The following is a 17,043-nucleotide window of genomic DNA, read 5'->3' on the forward strand; positions in this document are numbered from 1 at the left end:
ACCTCCTTTGAGTTTCGCGACTGCGGTGATTGACACCACCGCTTCGTCAATACAATGCAGGAGTCACGCCACAATTAAATTTCCACTAAAAACAAAGAATTAAGCAGTGAACCTGGTCGAAGCTTGCAGTCTGCAACGGCCGGATTGCAATTTGCCGCGAATCTGGTCGGCGCGATCGCCCCACCCTTGCCCCAGCACCTGCATGCGAATCTCAGCCACACTCGGCCGGGAGATCAGGCTCATCAGTACCATGGCGACAAACTCCTCCCGTGTCGTTGCCAACTGCACCCCACAGGCATAGTCGCGAGCGGCATCGAAATCGGTGCCCACCACGGGCACACCGGCAGCCAGGTATTCCCGCAACTTAAGGGGGTCACAGGCGGCGATCTGAGGGGTTTGCAGGAAAGGCAGCAGGGCCACATCGAAGTGCTGAGCATAGGCCGCCAGTTGATCGTGGGGCAGACGTCCCAGGTGATGGACATTGGGTTTGGCCAGCAGCGCTCCGGGGCAACTGTGGTTATCGCCAATCAATACCAGCTGACACTCAGGCAATACCGTGGTCAGCGTATCCAGCAACCCGTAGTCCAACCAGGGCGCCAGCGAGCCGTAGTAGCCCAGCACCGGTCCTTTCGGTAGCGCTTTGGGCCGAGGTCGGGAGTGGCTAAACAAACGCATGTCGACGCCATGACGCACGACGGATACCGCCGGATGGTCAAAGCGCCGAGCCAAGACCTCACTGGCGCAAAACACCCACTCGGCCCGTTGCAGCAACCGCTGCTCAGCCTGCAGCACCGGCCCATGATCCACACCACAGAGGCCGCCAAAGTCGTCACCGCAGTAGTAGATCACCCGAGCGCCGGGAAACAGATCCAGGTAGGCCTCGGCGCTGGGCAACGCACACCAGACAAAGTCCACCGGCCCAACGTCGGCCAATGCGCGCTGCATCTGGCGATGATTGAGGCGCTGCAACCAGGAAGACTGGGCCAAAGGCCAGACCCTGGGGGCAATCACCTCAAAAGGAGCCTGGCACCGCTTCGGTGCCCGTGCCACCCCTTTGCTGACCAAGCGGGCGGCATCCTGCCATCGGGGCTGACGCAGACCGATGGAGTTGATCCACACCACCTCAAAGTGCGCCGACAATTCCCGTATCAGATGTTGACTGCTTGAGGGGTGCCGACCCCAGTCCTCACCGAAGACCACCATTTTAGGTTTCATCACCCACCTCCAGGTTTCGCACGATTCGGGCCGGATTGCCCGCCACCACAACATTTGCCGGTACGTCGCGGCTGACCACTGAACCGGCGGCAACAATGCTGCCCCGTCCGACGGTGACCCCCGCCAGGATGATGGCACCGGTACCCACCCACACATCCTGCTCCAAGATGATTGCCCTGGCCTGGTGCGGCAACTCCGGCAACCCCTGTGCCCGAGCCCGGGCTTCCAGTGGGTGACCGGGGTAGCCGGCGAGAAACACCCTTCCGGCCAGCCTGACGTTATCGGCCAGGATCACGCGCGTGCCACAGGCGATGGTGTTCTGCCAGCCAATATCGATGTTGTCGCCCAGTTCCAGGCTGCTGCCGGGGCGACCGCAGATGGTGCTGACTCCGCTGATTCGACACCCCTGGCCCAGCGTCACCTCAACCGGGCCCAGCACCTGAGGCATGCCGTCGTACAGATACAACCCCTGCCCGCCCGACACCCGACTGCGAAACATCGGCGTCCAGATCAGCACGCGAAGCAGACCGGACCACAGCGTGCGCCCTCCCTGCAACATCCAGAATAACGGCCGGTACACCAGCGTTATCGGCGGAATCTGCCACTGGCGAATCACCAGATAGGCGGGCTTAAGCCATTGTTTGATTGCAAAAGCGGTCATGGTATTTGCCTCACAGGTTCAGATTCAATTCGACAGCTCGCCCACAGCAAGGCGGCCAGGATGTACAGAGGCCAGGTAAAAGCCTGAGTTAAGAAGGTGGCGCTGATCCCAAATCCCACCAGCCCTGAGTACAACGCCAGTGCCCAACAACTGGCCTCCCAGTGTTCCCGGACCCGTTGCAACAGCTGGCGAGAGCGGCGCAACAACGCCACATAGAAGGCGACAAACAGAACCAGCCCCACGATCCCTACCTCGGCCAGTACTTGAAACCAGGTACTGTGGACAGCATGACTTTTGCCATCCCAGTGGGGGGAATAGAAAAAATAGTTGGCAAGAAAGTTATCCAGACCAACCCCGAAAACCGGATGGGTCCAGGCCATGGACGCGGCCGCTTGCCAGGCGTAGAGGCGGCCCATGGCGGATTCATCGATGCCGGATTCGGCGGCACCGCCGGACTGACGTTGATCGATACCGGCCAGCATCAACAACACCATGATCAGCACCGGTGCCAGCAGCCACACCCAGCGCGGCAACCGGTATCGCCGCAACACCAGGCTGCCAGTAACGCCACAGATCCCCAGCAGGCCGCCACGGCTCTGAGTCGCGATGATCGCCATCACCAGCACCAGCATGATCCCCCCGGCGACCAGGGCGCCTTTGCCGCCGTACAGGGCTCGACTGAAGGCGAAGCTCAATGGCAACAGCAGCACCAGCGCCAGATCATTGGGGTCCCCGAGGGTGGAGCCCCAACTGCGGCCAATGGTGACCCGAGTGCCCTCCACCACCTCCAGGCCATGGGCACTGTTGTAGAGGGCACAGACGGCAACGACACTGCCCGCCACAATGATCAGCCAGGCCACGCACCGCAATTGGGCACGGCTCTGAATCAACCAGGAGACGGTAAAGCACATCAGCACTACCTTGACCCAGTTGCCACTCCAGTAGGCGGCCGCCAATGGCCGGTTGGTCGCCAGCACCATCCCGATGGTGCTCAACGCAAACAGCAGCAATAACACTCGGCCTTCGGGGTACAGATAGATGCGAGTCTGGCGCACCACCCCCACCTGCCAAAACAGCACCGCCAACGACCCCAACGCCAGCATTTGCGGAATCCTTAACCCCAATAGCGCCGGATTCAGTTCATGCAGACGAAACGCGGAAAACAACACAAACAACACGCACAGCATTACTGGCCAGCGCTGCGCCAGTATCAGCGCCGGCACCAACAGCCAGCCGGCCAGCAACAGCAGCGGACTCAGCCAAGCCCCCACCGCAATCAGGCTGGCGCTCAACAGGGCGATCCCCAATGGATAGGCGCCTATCATGATTGCCACTGCGCCGCCGCTACCGTTACGGTACCGGTTTTCAGCGTCCTGATGGCATACGCAGCCGCAACACTGGCCAGCGCCAGCAACAAAACCGGATGCCCGGCCCACAATGCCACCGCCGTTGCGATGCTCAGGCCCAGTAATCCCAGAGTCGAATACGGCAAACGCAGCTGACGTTGGCTAACCCAATAGAACAGCATGGCCCGAATGGCCATCAGCAGGGTCATGGCCTGAATCAGGCCGGTTAACCCCGCGACAATGATCGCCAACGGCAGCAGCACCAGCGCCGGCAGCATGATTGCTGCATTTAACACCAGTGCCAGATTGCCGGTGGCTCGGTGATAGACGCCGATGCTGAGCAAAGCCGGAATCTGCCTGAGCAGAGTGATCAGCAGCAGCGCCGGCAGCCACTGCAGGCCCTGCTGATAGGCAGCATCAAACAGCCAGGGAAACGCCAGCGGGATCGCCGTGGCGGCCAAGGCGATGGCGACCACCAACAGCGCTACCCCGGCGGCAGTCACCCGCGCCAGGATGACGGACTCGTTGCGATCCGCCAATCGATGCCGCAAAGGCCCCCACCACAGCATAAACGGCTCCATGGCATAGGCGGGTAGCAGGCTCAGTTGCCACACCAGAACGTAGGCCCCCAACACCTCCAGGCTAACGGCCTCTGCCAGCCAGGGCCGTTCGTAACCGTTGAGCACAAAGGTAATGCCGGTGGACAGGGCCAGTGGCAGTCCATAGCCCACGATGGGGCGCCAGGGACCGACCGGACTGCGGGCGGCACGCATCAACATCGGCCGGCCATCCCAGATCAGGATGGTGGCAGTGGCCACCGCCCCGCTGAGCATCACTGCGCCCACCCCCATGCCTGCCAGCAGCAACAACAGCGACAGGCCGGTCTGAAGGGCCGACATCGACACGATGACCCGGAAAAAGCGCTGCGGCCGGTTGTTGATTCTCAACGACACCAGTCGCAGCCCCAGCCAGCCCCCCATGGCCAGATTCGCCAGCAACAGCTGCAACCACAGCCAATGCAAATCACCGGGCAACAGCCGCGCCAGTCCCAACGCCAGCAGTGGCGACAGCAGCAACAGTGCACAGCCATAGCGCCAGCCAAATGCCTGAATGCGGCGCAACATGGCGGCATCCGAGGCATAGCGCTGACAACATTCGGTCAACCCCAGCGACGCCACCAGGCTACCGACATTCGCCACCGCCACCAGCAGACCCAACTGACCAAAGGCCGCCACCCCGAGCAGGGAGGCGGTCACCGGCAGCATCAGCAGGCCCAGCGCCTTCTGGGTCACGCCACCAACGGCGTAGTACACCACCGCTGACCGGCTCATATCAGCGACTCCATCCAACCAGACAGACGTTTGGCCTGCAGCTCGACATCAAACAAACGACGTGCCCGCCACTTGGCCTGCAACGCCATGCGTTGGTAGCGAGCGTCAGACAACGCGGTCAGTTTACGGATGGCACGACTGAGGGCGCCAGGGTTGTCTGGCGCCACCTGAAAACCGGTGCGGCAACTGACGATCTCTTTTAGCCCCATGATGTTGCTGGTGATCACCGGCAATCCCATGGCCATGGCTTCTTTGACCACCAGCGGACCAGTATCGCGATCGCCATTGCCGGCGATACGAAACGGCGCCACCAGCCCCAGATAGCGGTGGCCGTGCTGGGCCAGCCAATCCTGGTTGCGAACCCCCAGGAACCTTACCGACTTAAGCCCCAGCGCCTCAATTTGGGCCCGATAGGACGCCGCTAACGGGCCGTCACCGACGATGTCCAGCTGCAACTGCGGGTCATCGATGCGTGCCAACGCCTGCAGCAAGGTATCCAACCCCTTCTTCTCAACCAGGCGGCCGATGAACAACAGCCGTTTGCGCCTGCTCGGGGCATCGCCGGGGGTAAACAGTTGCGTATTGATGCCGCAGGGGATCAGCGCCGCCTGGCTGGCGCCCTGGTCCTCAAACAGCTGCCGCATCTCCCGGCACACCGCTACCGACAGATCCGCATTGCGCAGCTTGACCGGCAAATCATGGGGGTGGGCGTAGACATCGGCACCATGGCCAACAAAGGACACCGTGATGCCAAGAATGCGGGCGGCGACGATGGCGACTGCCGCCGTGTGTTGAGCAAAATGCGCATGCAGGTGATCACAGCCGCGGGCCTGAGCGGCAACCCGGGCCGCCATCAACAGCAGGCTGCGGCGGGGAAAGGCCTGTTGTTCCCGCAAAAACTGCCACACCGCCGGGGTCAGGACAGCCTGAGCCATCGCCAGCGCCACCTTGCTGCCCAGCGGTGCCGGTGGCACCACCCGGGTCATCCACGCCTGGTGCAACGCACTGTCGATGGCATCGGCAGACTCCAGCGCGATGGGCAGGATTCGATGCCCCAGCTTGGTCATGGCGTTCATTTCGTTGACCACGAAGGTCTCTGTCAGTACAGGAAAGCTGGGGATGACGTAGGCAATGGCTTTCATGAACGGCTCCGAATCAGGCAAGGTCTGACTCCCTTGATACAAAAACCACGCCAACAGGCTTACCTATTGAATAAAAAGGACTATTTCCTCGGTGGCGGGGTGGCCGTTGCAGTTTGCAACGGCCGCCAGAGCACTCAACGGCCAAATCATTGCAAATCGAGCAGCCCTTAAACAATTACCAATAAATCAATAAGATAACTTTGGCATCCTTCCTGCAGTTCCGATAACACTGTCGGTGAGTTCAGGAGTCACTATGGAACCAAGCATCTGCGTCATCATTCCCAGCTACAACTGCCTCGAGTACCTGCCCCAGGCGCTTGACAGCATCTGGGCCCAAAGCTTGAGAGTAAAGGAGGTGTGGGTGGTGGATGACGGCTCCAGCGACGGCACCGCCGAGTGGCTGCAGCAACAGCGCCCTCGCCACCCCGCCCTGCATTCGCTGCGGTTGGAAAATGTTGGTCCATCCGCCGCCAGGAATGCCGCCCTGCAGCTGTGTCAGAGTGACTGGGTGGCCTTTCTGGACGCCGATGACCTTTGGTACCCCGATAAGTTGGCTCGGCAATGGGCCGCCTTGTCAGCCAACCCGGATGCGACATTTTGCATCAGCAACTATCTGCACATCGATGAGCAGCGCCGGCCCATCATCGACTGCTTCAGTTACTGGCCCGAGTATGGCCGCCAGTCCTGGCATAGCCTCAGTGGCGATCAACTGTTTGCGGAAAATGTGGTGGGAACTTCAACGGTGTTGGCTCGCACTCAGGCCCTGCGCCAATGCGGTGGTTTCGATGAAACATTGCGATCCGCTTCAGACTGGGACCTGTGGTTGAAGCTGATCCGCACCGGAGAGTGCGTGGTGGAGCCCGAGTGTCAGATGGACTATCTGATGCGCGCCGGCTCCATAACCCGTGCCAGGCTCAAACGCCTGCAGGCCGTCGAGCGCATCATCGACCGACATCAGGCCCACCACAGCGACGACGCCGTCGACAGCGCCCGAGCCGGGTTGGCCCGCAACTACGCCGAGTATTATCAGGAACAGGGGATGTACGCCAAGGCGTGCGCCTATCAGTGGCAGGCACTGCGACTGAAGTTTCACTATCAGGGAGTGCGCCACCTGCTGGCAGCGCTAAAAGGCGGGATACTGGCGGTCGCCAAACCCGCCCGCTGGGCCCAATAGCCCAGCGGGGGCGTCGACTAGATGACGGAAGCGATGGCGCTGACCAGGTAAGGCAGATTTGCCTCGGTCATGCCCGCCACGTTAATGCGACCGGAGCGAACGATGTAGATGGCAAACTCCTCTTTCAGCGCCGCCACCTGATCCGGGTTGAGACCTGAGAAGCTGAACATGCCATTTTGCTGCTCGATGAAACTGAAATCGCCGGCCACACCGGCGGCCTTCAGTTGCGACACAAACTCCAGTCGCATGGTTTTGATCCGGGCCCGCATCTCAGCCAGCTCCTCGAGCCACATCGCTTTGAGCTCTGCATCGGCCAGGATGGTCGCCACCACCATGGCTCCGTGGGCCGGTGGGTTGGAGTAGTTGGCACGAATCACTTTCTTCACCTGGGAAAAGGCACTGTTGGCCGCTTCACTGGTTTGAGCCAGCAGGGTAAAGGCGCCTGTGCGCTCGTTGTACAGGCCAAAGTTCTTGGAGAAGGAGCTGGCAACCATCAGCTCTTCCATGGCATCGGCAAACAGACGCAAACCTGTCGCATCTTGTTCCACATCTACCGCAAAGCCTTGGTATGCAAAGTCAAACAGAGGTAGCCAACCTTTACTGCTGGCGATGGCAGCCAACTCGGACCACTGCTCCGCGGTCGGGTCGATGCCGCTGGGGTTATGGCAACAGCCATGCAGAATCACCACATCACCGGCTTCTACTTCCGCCAGATCCGCTTTCATCCCTTCAAAGTCCAGGCCCTTGGCGTCGGCATCGTAATAGCGGTATTGCGCCACCTCAAACCCCACCGCCTGGAAGATCTGCGCATGGTTGGCCCAGCTGGGGTTGCTGATCCAGACCTTACGGGTATCAAGATTGCTGAAGATAAAGTCCGCCGCCACTCGCAGTGCACCGGTACCACCCGGGGCCTGAGCGGTGCGGGCGCGCTGAGTGGCGATGATGTCACTGTCGGCACCAAACAACAGCGCCTGAACCGCCGCCGCGTATTCGGGCAGTCCGTCGATGGAGAGGTAACTCTTCGTCTTTTGCTGTTCCAGAATCTTGGCTTCCGCCAGCTTGACGCAGCGCAGTACCGGCGTGGTGCCCTGAGCGTCTTTGTATACGCCAACACCCAGATTCACTTTACTGGCACGGGGATCGGTTTTAAAAGCTTCATTGAGGCCAAGGATAGGGTCGGCGGGAGCCTGAGGAATAGATTCAAACATTGTGCTACTTCGAAGACGGAAAGGTGACTGTATTTATACCATCTTCATGACCACATTGGCAGACTGTGGCCGGTTTTATGCGGCAAAAAAATACCCCGGTCGCACCGACAACCGGGGTAATCACATTTGTGGTTATTACACCATAACCGGGCGTCAACCCGCTTCGGCAAAAACCAATTTACAGCAGCCGTTTTAGCAGCAAATCCGCGCGAACCCGCCGCAATCGTTTCAGCAACTTTTTCACCGGCTCCGGGTACTCATTCAGCGTCTGCAACTGCTCGAAACTGGCCACTCGCGTGGTATGAGTCAGGATCGTCTCCTGTTCGCGGGCGAACTTATCGGCCAGTTGCTGCTGCTGATCGTCGATCAACAGCCCGTTTTCCAGATCCAGCGCCCAGGCTCGTGGATTGAGGTTATTGCCGGTCAACAGGTAGTAGCGATCGTCAACCTGCATTCCCTTGAGGTGATAACTGTTGTCGTCGTGCCACCACAGATGCAGGTTCAGCAAACCATCGGCGATGGCTCGCTTATGACGTTTGGCAAACCGACGCAGATTCTGCTCATACAGGTAGGGCAACGCCCCAACCGGGCTGAATTCCTGCGACGGCGGAATGTAGAAATCGTTGGCGGTTTTGTCTCCCACCACCAACACCACTTCCACTCCCCGCTTCAGCAACTTGTTGACCGTGGCCATCAGTGGCTTGGGCAGGTTGAAATAGGGGGTGCAGATAAACACCTTTTTCTGCGCCGACGCCAGCAAACGCTCAATCGCCTTGTTCAGCTGGTTGTCGGTACGGCCCAGACCGGCCAGAGGGTAGACCATCAGCGGTCCGCGTTCGTCGTTCACCACCCGGTATTTTGCCCGCGACAAGCGTTGACGCAACTGGCGAACCGCCACCTTCAACTGCTTCATCGACGGAATGTCATTGCTGAGCAATGACGATACCGCGCTGTTGTCGATCAGGTTATCGCGCATGTAGTTGACCATGGCATCGGCCAGCTTGGCGCACTGAATCAAATGGTAGCGATCGTAACGATAACGGTCCAACTGGTGCAGATAGACGTTGTTAATGCTGGCGCCACTGTAGAACACGGTGTCATCGACGACGAAGCCCTTAAGATGGAGCACCCCCATCCACTCGCGGTTCTTGACCGGAACGCCGTGAATTTCGATGCCATGCTGATACTGGGCCGCGGTGTTGCGATAAAACTCATCGTTGCCCACCTGGGGGCCCTTACCGATGAGGCCACGCTGAGCCCGGTGAAAATCCACCAGCAGGTGGATGTCCAGTTCCGGATTGGCCTGTTTGGCCTGGAACAGGGCGTGCAGGATCTCCCTGCCGGCTTCATCATCCTGAAGGTACAGAGCCGCCAGGTAGATGCGCTTGCCGGCCCGCTTGATGGCCTCGAGCAGGCGCGCTTTAAAATCGGCGGTCTCCAGCAGGATCTCGACGTCCTCAGCCTTAAGCTGCGCGCCCGGCAGTTCACTGATCCAGCTTTGCACCGTAGAAGGCGTCATTTTCATAATAATGACGATACTCCAAATAGAAATGGCCACCGGCCGCCACCAGGGGCGTCCCGTGTGAATAGGCTAACGTTGGCCACCCCGGGGGGATCGGCGAACGGATTTAGCAAGCTAGTAAAGCAAACCCTTGATTGACGGGCAAGTGCTGAAGAAAAAGTTGGACGTTAAATGTTGAATAACTGAACAGTATGGCATCAGGGAGGGAGCCAGGTCACACGGAACACCGTATGACTGCACCTGGCAACGGCCATGGCGGGGTGAAAATTACACCACCTCGACGGTGTCCTCAGGCGTAGTTGATGGCGATCAGTCCCATCAACAGGATGCCGGACAAGATGGCGGCCGAACTGATCAGCGCCAATTTGAGATCGGATTTCATGCATGCTCCCTATTTTGCTGTTGAACCCAGATTCATTATTGGCAATGATTGAAGCTAGGATCAAGCCGTGCCCCTTCCCTAACCGGGCAACTTTAGACTAAAGTTTAACTATCAATGGCTTACAATGGAGGTGGTGATGGATAACCAACTTCTTCAGGACAAGGTCAAAGAGGCCGATGTGTGGCGGCGCATGGCCCAGCCCGCCAGTGGCACCGCGCTGGTGCATCAAATTGCCCATTGCCTGTACCGCCTTCAAGGCTGGCCCTGGGTGGCACTGGCCGAGGTCGACCATCATCAGGTTCACCTGCGAGTACTCAGTGAGGCGGGCAAACCCAAAGCGGTGTTTTCCTACCCGCTGGAGGAAAGCCCCTGCCGCCTGCTCTACCCCGATGGCCAGCAAGCGGACTTTCAGGTATTCAGCAACAACCTCAAGCGCTATCCCCATTGGCGACTGCTGCAACAACTGCCGGCCAGAACCTATTTTTCCCAGCGGCTGGGGGATGCCATCGACCATCGACAGTATCACCTCATTGCCCTGCACCACCTGTTGGTGGACGAATCCCGGTTGCCCAAAACCCTGATGTCGACCGCCATGCGGCAAGTGGCGCAGGATAAGCGTCACCACAGTCAATCCAGAGAGCTGTTGCAGCTGCAGCAGATCACCCAGCACCCCAGTGTGGCCATGGCCTACGTCGACAACCGCCAGCGTCTGGCCTGGGCGTCTCCGGGTTTATGTCAACTGCTCGGCAGTCCTCTCAATGCGCTGCTGCTGCAACCGGTGAGCACCCTATTCTCCAGCCTGGACGCCAGCCACCTGGCGGTTTGCCGGGAACAACCGTTGTCCCTGCGCCAGCACTGGAACAGTGCCGATGGTGGCCACAAACAGCTGACGCTGTCGCTGGCGTCGTTGGCCGATGGCGTTCTTATCCATGTGCACGATCCCCTTCATGGCGACGAGCCGGACAGCGACAACCCGCCAGAGCAACTGGCCCACCGACTCGAGCAGGAACTGGCGAGGTTACAGCGCAAACAGGAGGTGGCGGCGCTGCTGTTTATTGAATTTGGCCTCAGCGACACCTTGACTGACCCGGAACAGGCACTCGAACAGCTGCAGCAACTGACCCTGCCACTGGTGCAGTCGGTGGTTCGCAAGGAGGACTACGTGGCCCAACTGGGGCATCGGCTGGTGCTGTTGACGGCCTGCTTCGACAACCAGGGCGAGGTCCCCCGCAACCAGCTAACGGCCATTGCCGACAAGATAAACCGAAAACTGGCTCCGGCGTTACGACACGCTGACTTTTGTCGCAGTTACCAGATAAAAATTCGTCTTATCACCAGCTGGGACAGCGATATTGAGCAGGTACTGGACAGCGATAACGCCACGGTTTGGCTGTCAAATGGGGCAAATAATCAAGAAGTTGCTATAACTAATTAACCAGTATCAAAAATGGTCCAGCCAGGGGAGAGCCCTATGTCGATGAAGAGCGCCAAAGAGTTTGCAGTGTGGTTAAAGGATAGGTTCGGATTCCACCCTCAGGGGTTGTATCTGACCAAGGCCGACATTCGCGAGCTGTCGGGGCGGCAGACGTTCCGCCAGGACTTTATCGCCGATGTGCACTTTGAACTCTGTCGCCACGGCATGGGCTTTATTACCGACGCGCTCAAGGAAAACTACTTCCTCATCCATCTTCCCAAGACCTACTGGAAAGAGGTGTCGGATCGCTACGCCACCGAATCCAATGTCCACGCCATTCCGTTTTCGCAGCAGAAACAGCGCTGACCCAACGATGTCATAAAAAAACGGGGCCATCAGGCCCCGTTAATGTCTGTCACTGTCTTCAGAACCACTCGTTTGGCATCGACATGATGGCCGACGGATCCTGGTTGATGATCTGCAGGTGGTAGTGGGCCTTAGGCAGTTGCCGCTCGAAGAAGTACCGCGCCAGCATCGCCTTACGCTCCACAAACGCCGGCTCGTAGTCGCCCTGCTCCGCCGCAGACACCATTTTCAGCCACATCCAGCCATAGATGGCATGGCCGCAGGCGTGCAGATAATCGGTGGCGGCACTGTTGATGGCATCGGCCTTGGTGCTGCTGTTTGCCAGTTCCTGCGCCTTTTCCAGCAAGGCGTCAAACAGCGCCAGCAATTGCTGCAGCTGTGGCTGCCAGGCGGCACCGAGTTCGCTCAGCTCCTGCTCGATCTGCTGCTTCAGCGCCAGCAAGCCGGCGCCGCGATCCGCCACCACCTTACGGCCGACCAGCGTCAGGGCCTGAATGCCATTGGTGCCTTCGTAGATCTGGGCAATGCGAACGTCTCGAACCAGCTGCTCCACCCCCCACTCACGAATGTAGCCGTGACCGCCAAACACTTGCTGGGCATGAACCGTAGACTCCAGTCCTTTGTCGGTAAAGAAGGCCTTAACCAGGGGCGTCAACATCGCCACCTGGTCGGCGGCGCGCTTCTGCACCTCGCCGTCGCCGTGTTTGGCCAGATCCAATTGCATGCCGGTGTACACCGACAAAGCCCGGCCGGCTTCGGTCATCGCGGCAATCTCAAGCAGCATTCGACGAACGTCGCCGTGCACCACGATGGGATCGGCTTCGCCACCCAGACCACGGCCACTGCCCTTACCCTGCTTGCGCTCCTTGGCGTAATTGGCGGCCAACTGATAGGCCGCTTCCGAACAGCCCAGGCCTTGAATGCCGATGGACAATCGCTCGTAATTCATCATGGTAAACATCGCCACCAGGCCCCGGTTGACCTTGCCCACAAGGTAACCTTGAGCGTCATCGAAATTGATCACGCAGGTGGCCGAGGCTTTGATGCCCATCTTGTGCTCCACCGCCCCACAGGTCACGCCGTTGTTGTCGCCGACACTGCCATCGTCATTGACGCGATTTTTGGGCACCAGGAACAAGGAGATGCCTCGGCTGCCACCGGGCGCATCCGGCAACTTGGCCAGCACCAGGTGGACCACGTTATCGGTAAGGTCGTGATCGCCACCGGTGATGAAGATCTTAGAGCCGGTCAGGCGATAGCTGCCATCCTCCTGAGCCACGGCCTTGGTGCGCAGCTGACTCAGATCGGAACCGGATTGAGGCTCGGTCATGTCCATGGCCCCGCTCCACTCACCGCTGTACAGCTTGGGCAGGTAGGTCTGTTTTAACTCTTCACTGCCGTGGGCGGCGATGCACAGCGCCGCGCCAGCGGTCAGGGAACCATACAGGGCAAAGGCGTTGGACGCACTGTAGACCATCTCATCGAACAGCACCCCCAGCATCTTCGGCATCCCCATGCCGCCGTATTCCGGGTCACCGGACAGCCCGACCCAACCGGATTCTGCATAGGTGGTGTACGCCTGTTTGTACCCTTGGGGCGTGATCACCTGGCCCTGATCAAACCGCACCCCCTCCTCATCACCGCTGCGATTGAGCGGCGCAATCAGAGTCTGGGTGATCTTGGCACCCTCTTCCAGAATCGCGGCAGCGGTATCCATATCGATGGCCTCAGCCAGTGCTGGCACGGATTGCCACACCTCTGAAGCCCGAAACACATCCTTGAGCAAAAACTGCATCTCTGTAAGCGGGGCGTTATATTGCATGGTCACTTCCTGATGAAGAATCTAAACGTAAATTTAAAACACCCGTTTAGTTTCAGAGATTATGGGGAGGAATTCAAGGTGAATCGCTCTCAAGCGCATCGACGGCAATACGAAAACCCGCCCAGGCAGCCAGCGCGACGACCTGGGCAAACGGCGAGACCGTGTCAGGCTTTGATGGCCAGGTGCAGAATTTCGTCAGTCAACTGCTCGTAGGACAAGGGATCGCCGGCGCGAAACCATTTGTCAGTCCAGGTGATCGAACCGTACAGCAGTTTACGCAGAACCTGGGGCGGTGCCGAGATCAGGCTCTCGTTTTTTGCCTGCTCGAGGACATCGATCCACATCTTCTCGTAGGCCTCTCGCAGCGCCAGGATGTCAGCCTGACCAACGTCGGACAGAAAACGCCACTCGTTAATCACTACCGCCATGGCATCGCCCTTGTCGCCATTCATGGAATCGAGCTCGCAGGCGATCAGCGCCCGCAACTTATCGATGGTGGTCGGCGCCGCCGCCAGTTGGGTGCGCATCCGCCCCATGGAAAAATGAATGCCCTCCAGCATGACGGCCTTGAGGATGGCGTCTTTGTTCTTGTAGTGATGAAAAATGCTGCCGGACAGGATGCCGACCGCACTGGCGAGATCGCGCACCGTGGTGCTCTGATAGCCCTTTTCCCGGAACAGCCGGGCCGCCTGGCCCAGCAGCCGGCCACGGGGACTGCTGGGATCCGCGAGAATACCGTCATCGATTAGTTGTTGTTCTACTGTTTCAAGCAAAACGTTCTCCCGAGTTCTGATGCGCTTAAATCGTTGCCAGGCGCCGATGCTATCACTGTTTGCCCTTTTGCTGAATAGACGAGAAATGCCAACCTAAGGTTGCAAACCAAGCGCTTGCTAGGTTAGGTTAAATTTAACACAGTTTTCATGGGCAGACTACGGTTGACTCACCCCAGACCAACCGGACACAACAGGAGTGTGCAATGGCCTACCGTTCCGTGTTTACCGAAGGCCTGATGGCCAACAAAACCCTCATTGTCACCGGCGGCGGCAGTGGCATCGGTCGCTGCTGCGCCCACGAACTGGCAGCGCTGGGCGCTACCGTGGTATTGATCGGCCGCAAGATTGAAAAACTGCTGACGGTGCAGGAAGAGATCATCGAAGACGGCGGCCTGGCCGATGTGCTGGCGTTGGACATACGCGATGAAGCGGCGGTGATCGACGCCATCGGTTTGCTGGTCAGCAAGCACGGTCCAATCCACGGCCTGGTGAATAACGCCGGCGGCCAATACCCCGCCCCACTGGAACAGATCAACCAGAAAGGCTTCGAAACCGTGGTTCGCACCAACCTGGTTGGCGGGTTCCTGATGGCCAGGGAGGTGTTCAATCAATCGATGAAGGCCCACGGCGGCGCCATCGTCAACATCACCGCCGACAACTGGGGCGGGATGCCCGGCATGGGTCACTCCGGCGCCGCCCGGGCTGGGATGGATAACCTCACCAAAACCTCGGCCTGGGAATGGGGCCGCTACGGCGTGCGGGTTAATGCGGTGGCACCAGGCTGGGTCGCGTCCAGCGGCATGGACACCTACGACGAACCCATGCGATCGCTGATCCCCAAACTTAAACAAGCGGTGCCCCTGAAGCGGATGGCCACGGAATCTGAGATCAGTGCCGCTATCGTGTTCCTGCTCAGCGACGGCGCCGGGTTTATCTCCGGAGCCACCCTGCGAGTCGATGGCGCCGCCTCTCAAGGGGCGGCCACCTGGCCGATCCACCAGCAGAGTGCCAGCAACAGCACCAGCTATCAGGGCTTTCACCGGGCCACCCTGCCCGACGTGCTCAGTACCGGAGAGTAGCCATGGCCGTGATCGAATCCCAATTTGACCCTCACAGCGCCGAAGGCCTGCGCAACCGCGAGGCAATGCAATCGGCCATCGACCGGTTCCGTCAGGTGGAAGCCTTTGTCGAAGACACCGCCAACCGCGCCGCCGACACTTTTGCCCGACGGGGGCAGCTGCTGCCACGGCAGCGGCTGAGCCGACTGCTGGATCCGGGCGAGGCCTTTATTGAGCTGTCGAGCCTGGCCGGCTACCAGATGGACGACGACAAAGACGGCAGCGGTGCCGGGGGCGGCTGCATCGCTGGCCTGGGTTACGTCGCCGGTGTTCGCTGCCTGGTGGTGGTGGACAACTGCGCCATCAAAGGCGGCACCATTTCGCCCATGGGGCTGAAGAAAAAACTCAGGGTGCAGCAGATCGCCCTGGAAAATCGATTACCCATAGTCACCCTGGCCCAAAGCGGCGGCGCCAACCTTAATTACGCCGCCGAAACCTTCTGCGAAGGCGGTCGGGCTTTTGCCAACCAGGCCCGGCTGTCGGCGGCGGGCATCGTGCAGATCACCGTAGTGCACGGCAGCGCCACTGCCGGCGGTGCCTATCAGCCCGGACTGTCCGATTACGTCATCATGGTAAAACGCCAGGCCAGCATGTACCTGGCCGGCCCGCCCCTGCTCAAGGCGGCCACCGGCGAAATCGCCACCGATGAACAGCTTGGCGGGGCCGAGATGCACATCGAAGACGTCGGCAGTGGCGAGTACCTGGCGGACGACGACACCGACGCCATCGAACAGGCCCGGCAGCTGATGGCCCAGATTAGCCCGCCGACACCGACGCCCAATTCACAAGGGTTGCCTCCCCGCCACGACGTGGAGGAACTGCTGAACCTGGTGCCTGCCGACCCTAAGACCGGCTACGACGTGCGCGAACTGATCGCCCGCATCGCCGACGATTCACGGTTTGTTGATTTTAAAGCCAACTTCGACCGTCAAACCGTGTGCGGCCACCTCAGCATCAATGGCCACCGCTGTGGCCTGATTGGCAATAACGGCCCCATTACCCACAGAGGCGCCAACAAAGCCGCCCAGTTTATTCAACTGTGTGAACAGAGCGGCTTACCGCTGCTGTTTTTTCACAACACCACCGGCTTTATGGTGGGCACCGAATCGGAACGGGGCGGCATCATCAAACACGGTTCCAAGCTGATCCAGGCGGTGGCCAATGCCCGAGTGCCTAAGCTGAGCCTGCTGGTGGGCGGCTCCTATGGCGCCGGCAACTACGCCATGTGCGGCCGAGGCTTCGACCCTCGCTTCATTTTTGCCTGGCCCAACAGCCGCACCGCGGTGATGGGGCCTTCCCAGGCGGGTCAGGTGCTCAGGATCGTCGCCGAAGCCAAAATGCGTCGAACCGAACAGCTGGATGAAGCCCAGCTGGACGCGCTGCAACAGCGCACCGAGGCGATGATGGAAGCCACCTCGTCGCCGCTGGCCTGCACCGCCCGCTTGTGGGACGACGGCATGATCGACCCTCGCGACAGCCGCCGCTTACTGGCGCTGCTGCTGGACGTTTGCCTGCAGGCCGACCGCCCAGTTAAACCCGGCCATTTTGGTGTCAGCCGATTTTGATCCC

Annotated in this window: 14 protein-coding genes; 5 read left to right on the forward strand and 9 right to left on the reverse strand. The window is 59.7% G+C overall.

The features are described 5' to 3' along the window. Positions 1–99: 99 nt before the first annotated feature. Genes J8Z22_RS11725 through J8Z22_RS11745 form a run of 5 tightly spaced genes read right to left on the reverse strand, consistent with a single transcriptional unit; the run spans position 100 to position 5,695 of the window. Positions 100–1,215 (reverse strand): glycosyltransferase, encoded by a 1,116-nt coding sequence (locus tag J8Z22_RS11725; protein WP_252006532.1) that lies wholly within the window; start codon positions 1,213–1,215, stop codon positions 100–102. Then, on the reverse strand, positions 1,205–1,876 hold the full coding sequence (locus J8Z22_RS11730; RefSeq protein WP_252006533.1) for an acyltransferase: 672 nt from the start codon (positions 1,874–1,876) through the stop codon (positions 1,205–1,207). Before J8Z22_RS11730 ends, J8Z22_RS11725 begins: the two co-directional genes overlap by 11 nt. Continuing rightward, the gene (locus tag J8Z22_RS11735) at positions 1,873–3,201 is read right to left on the reverse strand and encodes an O-antigen ligase (RefSeq protein WP_252010476.1); all 1,329 of its coding nucleotides are present in this window, start codon (positions 3,199–3,201) and stop codon (positions 1,873–1,875) included. The genes J8Z22_RS11730 and J8Z22_RS11735 overlap by 4 nt, the downstream gene beginning before the upstream one ends. After that, entirely contained in the window at positions 3,198–4,553 is a 1,356-nt protein-coding gene (locus tag J8Z22_RS11740) for an oligosaccharide flippase family protein (RefSeq protein WP_252006534.1), read from the reverse strand. Before J8Z22_RS11740 ends, J8Z22_RS11735 begins: the two co-directional genes overlap by 4 nt. After that, a complete protein-coding gene (locus tag J8Z22_RS11745; protein WP_252006535.1) occupies positions 4,550–5,695 on the reverse strand; it encodes a glycosyltransferase family 4 protein in 1,146 nt (381 codons plus the stop codon). Before J8Z22_RS11745 ends, J8Z22_RS11740 begins: the two co-directional genes overlap by 4 nt. Before the next feature lie 253 nt (positions 5,696–5,948). On the opposite strand from J8Z22_RS11745, the gene J8Z22_RS11750 reads away from it, so the two are divergent. Next, positions 5,949–6,869, forward strand: a complete 921-nt coding sequence (locus J8Z22_RS11750; RefSeq protein ID WP_252006536.1) for a glycosyltransferase family A protein — start codon at positions 5,949–5,951, stop codon at positions 6,867–6,869. A 17-nt stretch (positions 6,870–6,886) separates the two neighbouring features. Here J8Z22_RS11750 and J8Z22_RS11755 read toward each other — a convergent pair whose 3' ends face one another. Together J8Z22_RS11755 and pssA are read right to left on the reverse strand one after the other, a co-directional pair. Further along, entirely contained in the window at positions 6,887–8,077 is a 1,191-nt protein-coding gene (locus J8Z22_RS11755; RefSeq protein WP_252006537.1) for an amino acid aminotransferase, read from the reverse strand. A gap of 178 nt (positions 8,078–8,255) precedes the next feature. Further along, on the reverse strand, positions 8,256–9,596 hold the full coding sequence (pssA, locus tag J8Z22_RS11760; RefSeq protein WP_028114844.1) for a CDP-diacylglycerol--serine O-phosphatidyltransferase: 1,341 nt from the start codon (positions 9,594–9,596) through the stop codon (positions 8,256–8,258). Positions 9,597–10,117: 521 nt separating this feature from the next. Here pssA and J8Z22_RS11765 point away from each other — a divergent pair. Further along, a complete protein-coding gene (locus J8Z22_RS11765; protein ID WP_252006538.1) occupies positions 10,118–11,416 on the forward strand; it encodes a hypothetical protein in 1,299 nt (432 codons plus the stop codon). 36 nt (positions 11,417–11,452) lie between these two features. Continuing rightward, on the forward strand, positions 11,453–11,761 hold the full coding sequence (locus tag J8Z22_RS11770) for a hypothetical protein (protein ID WP_028114846.1): 309 nt from the start codon (positions 11,453–11,455) through the stop codon (positions 11,759–11,761). A gap of 58 nt (positions 11,762–11,819) precedes the next feature. On the opposite strand, the gene J8Z22_RS11775 is transcribed toward J8Z22_RS11770, so the two are convergent. Next, positions 11,820–13,583: an acyl-CoA dehydrogenase C-terminal domain-containing protein gene (locus J8Z22_RS11775; RefSeq protein WP_252006539.1), complete on the reverse strand. Its 1,764-nt coding sequence runs from the start codon at positions 13,581–13,583 to the stop codon at positions 11,820–11,822. Positions 13,584–13,747: 164 nt separating this feature from the next. Beyond that, a complete protein-coding gene (locus tag J8Z22_RS11780) occupies positions 13,748–14,356 on the reverse strand; it encodes a TetR/AcrR family transcriptional regulator (RefSeq protein ID WP_035416425.1) in 609 nt (202 codons plus the stop codon). Between the two features lie 203 nt (positions 14,357–14,559). Between J8Z22_RS11780 and J8Z22_RS11785 the strand changes: the two genes are divergently transcribed. Together J8Z22_RS11785 and J8Z22_RS11790 are read left to right on the forward strand one after the other, a co-directional pair. Continuing rightward, positions 14,560–15,435 carry an SDR family oxidoreductase gene (locus J8Z22_RS11785; RefSeq protein WP_028114849.1) on the forward strand — a complete coding sequence of 292 codons (876 nt, stop codon included), beginning with the start codon at positions 14,560–14,562 and terminating at the stop codon, positions 15,433–15,435. A gap of 2 nt (positions 15,436–15,437) precedes the next feature. After that, positions 15,438–17,039, forward strand: a complete 1,602-nt coding sequence (locus J8Z22_RS11790; protein WP_252006540.1) for an acyl-CoA carboxylase subunit beta — start codon at positions 15,438–15,440, stop codon at positions 17,037–17,039. The last annotated feature ends 4 nt before the right edge of the window (positions 17,040–17,043 follow it).

This window comes from Ferrimonas sp. SCSIO 43195 (genome assembly GCF_023716685.1).
GTDB lineage: Bacteria > Pseudomonadota > Gammaproteobacteria > Enterobacterales > Shewanellaceae > Ferrimonas > Ferrimonas kyonanensis.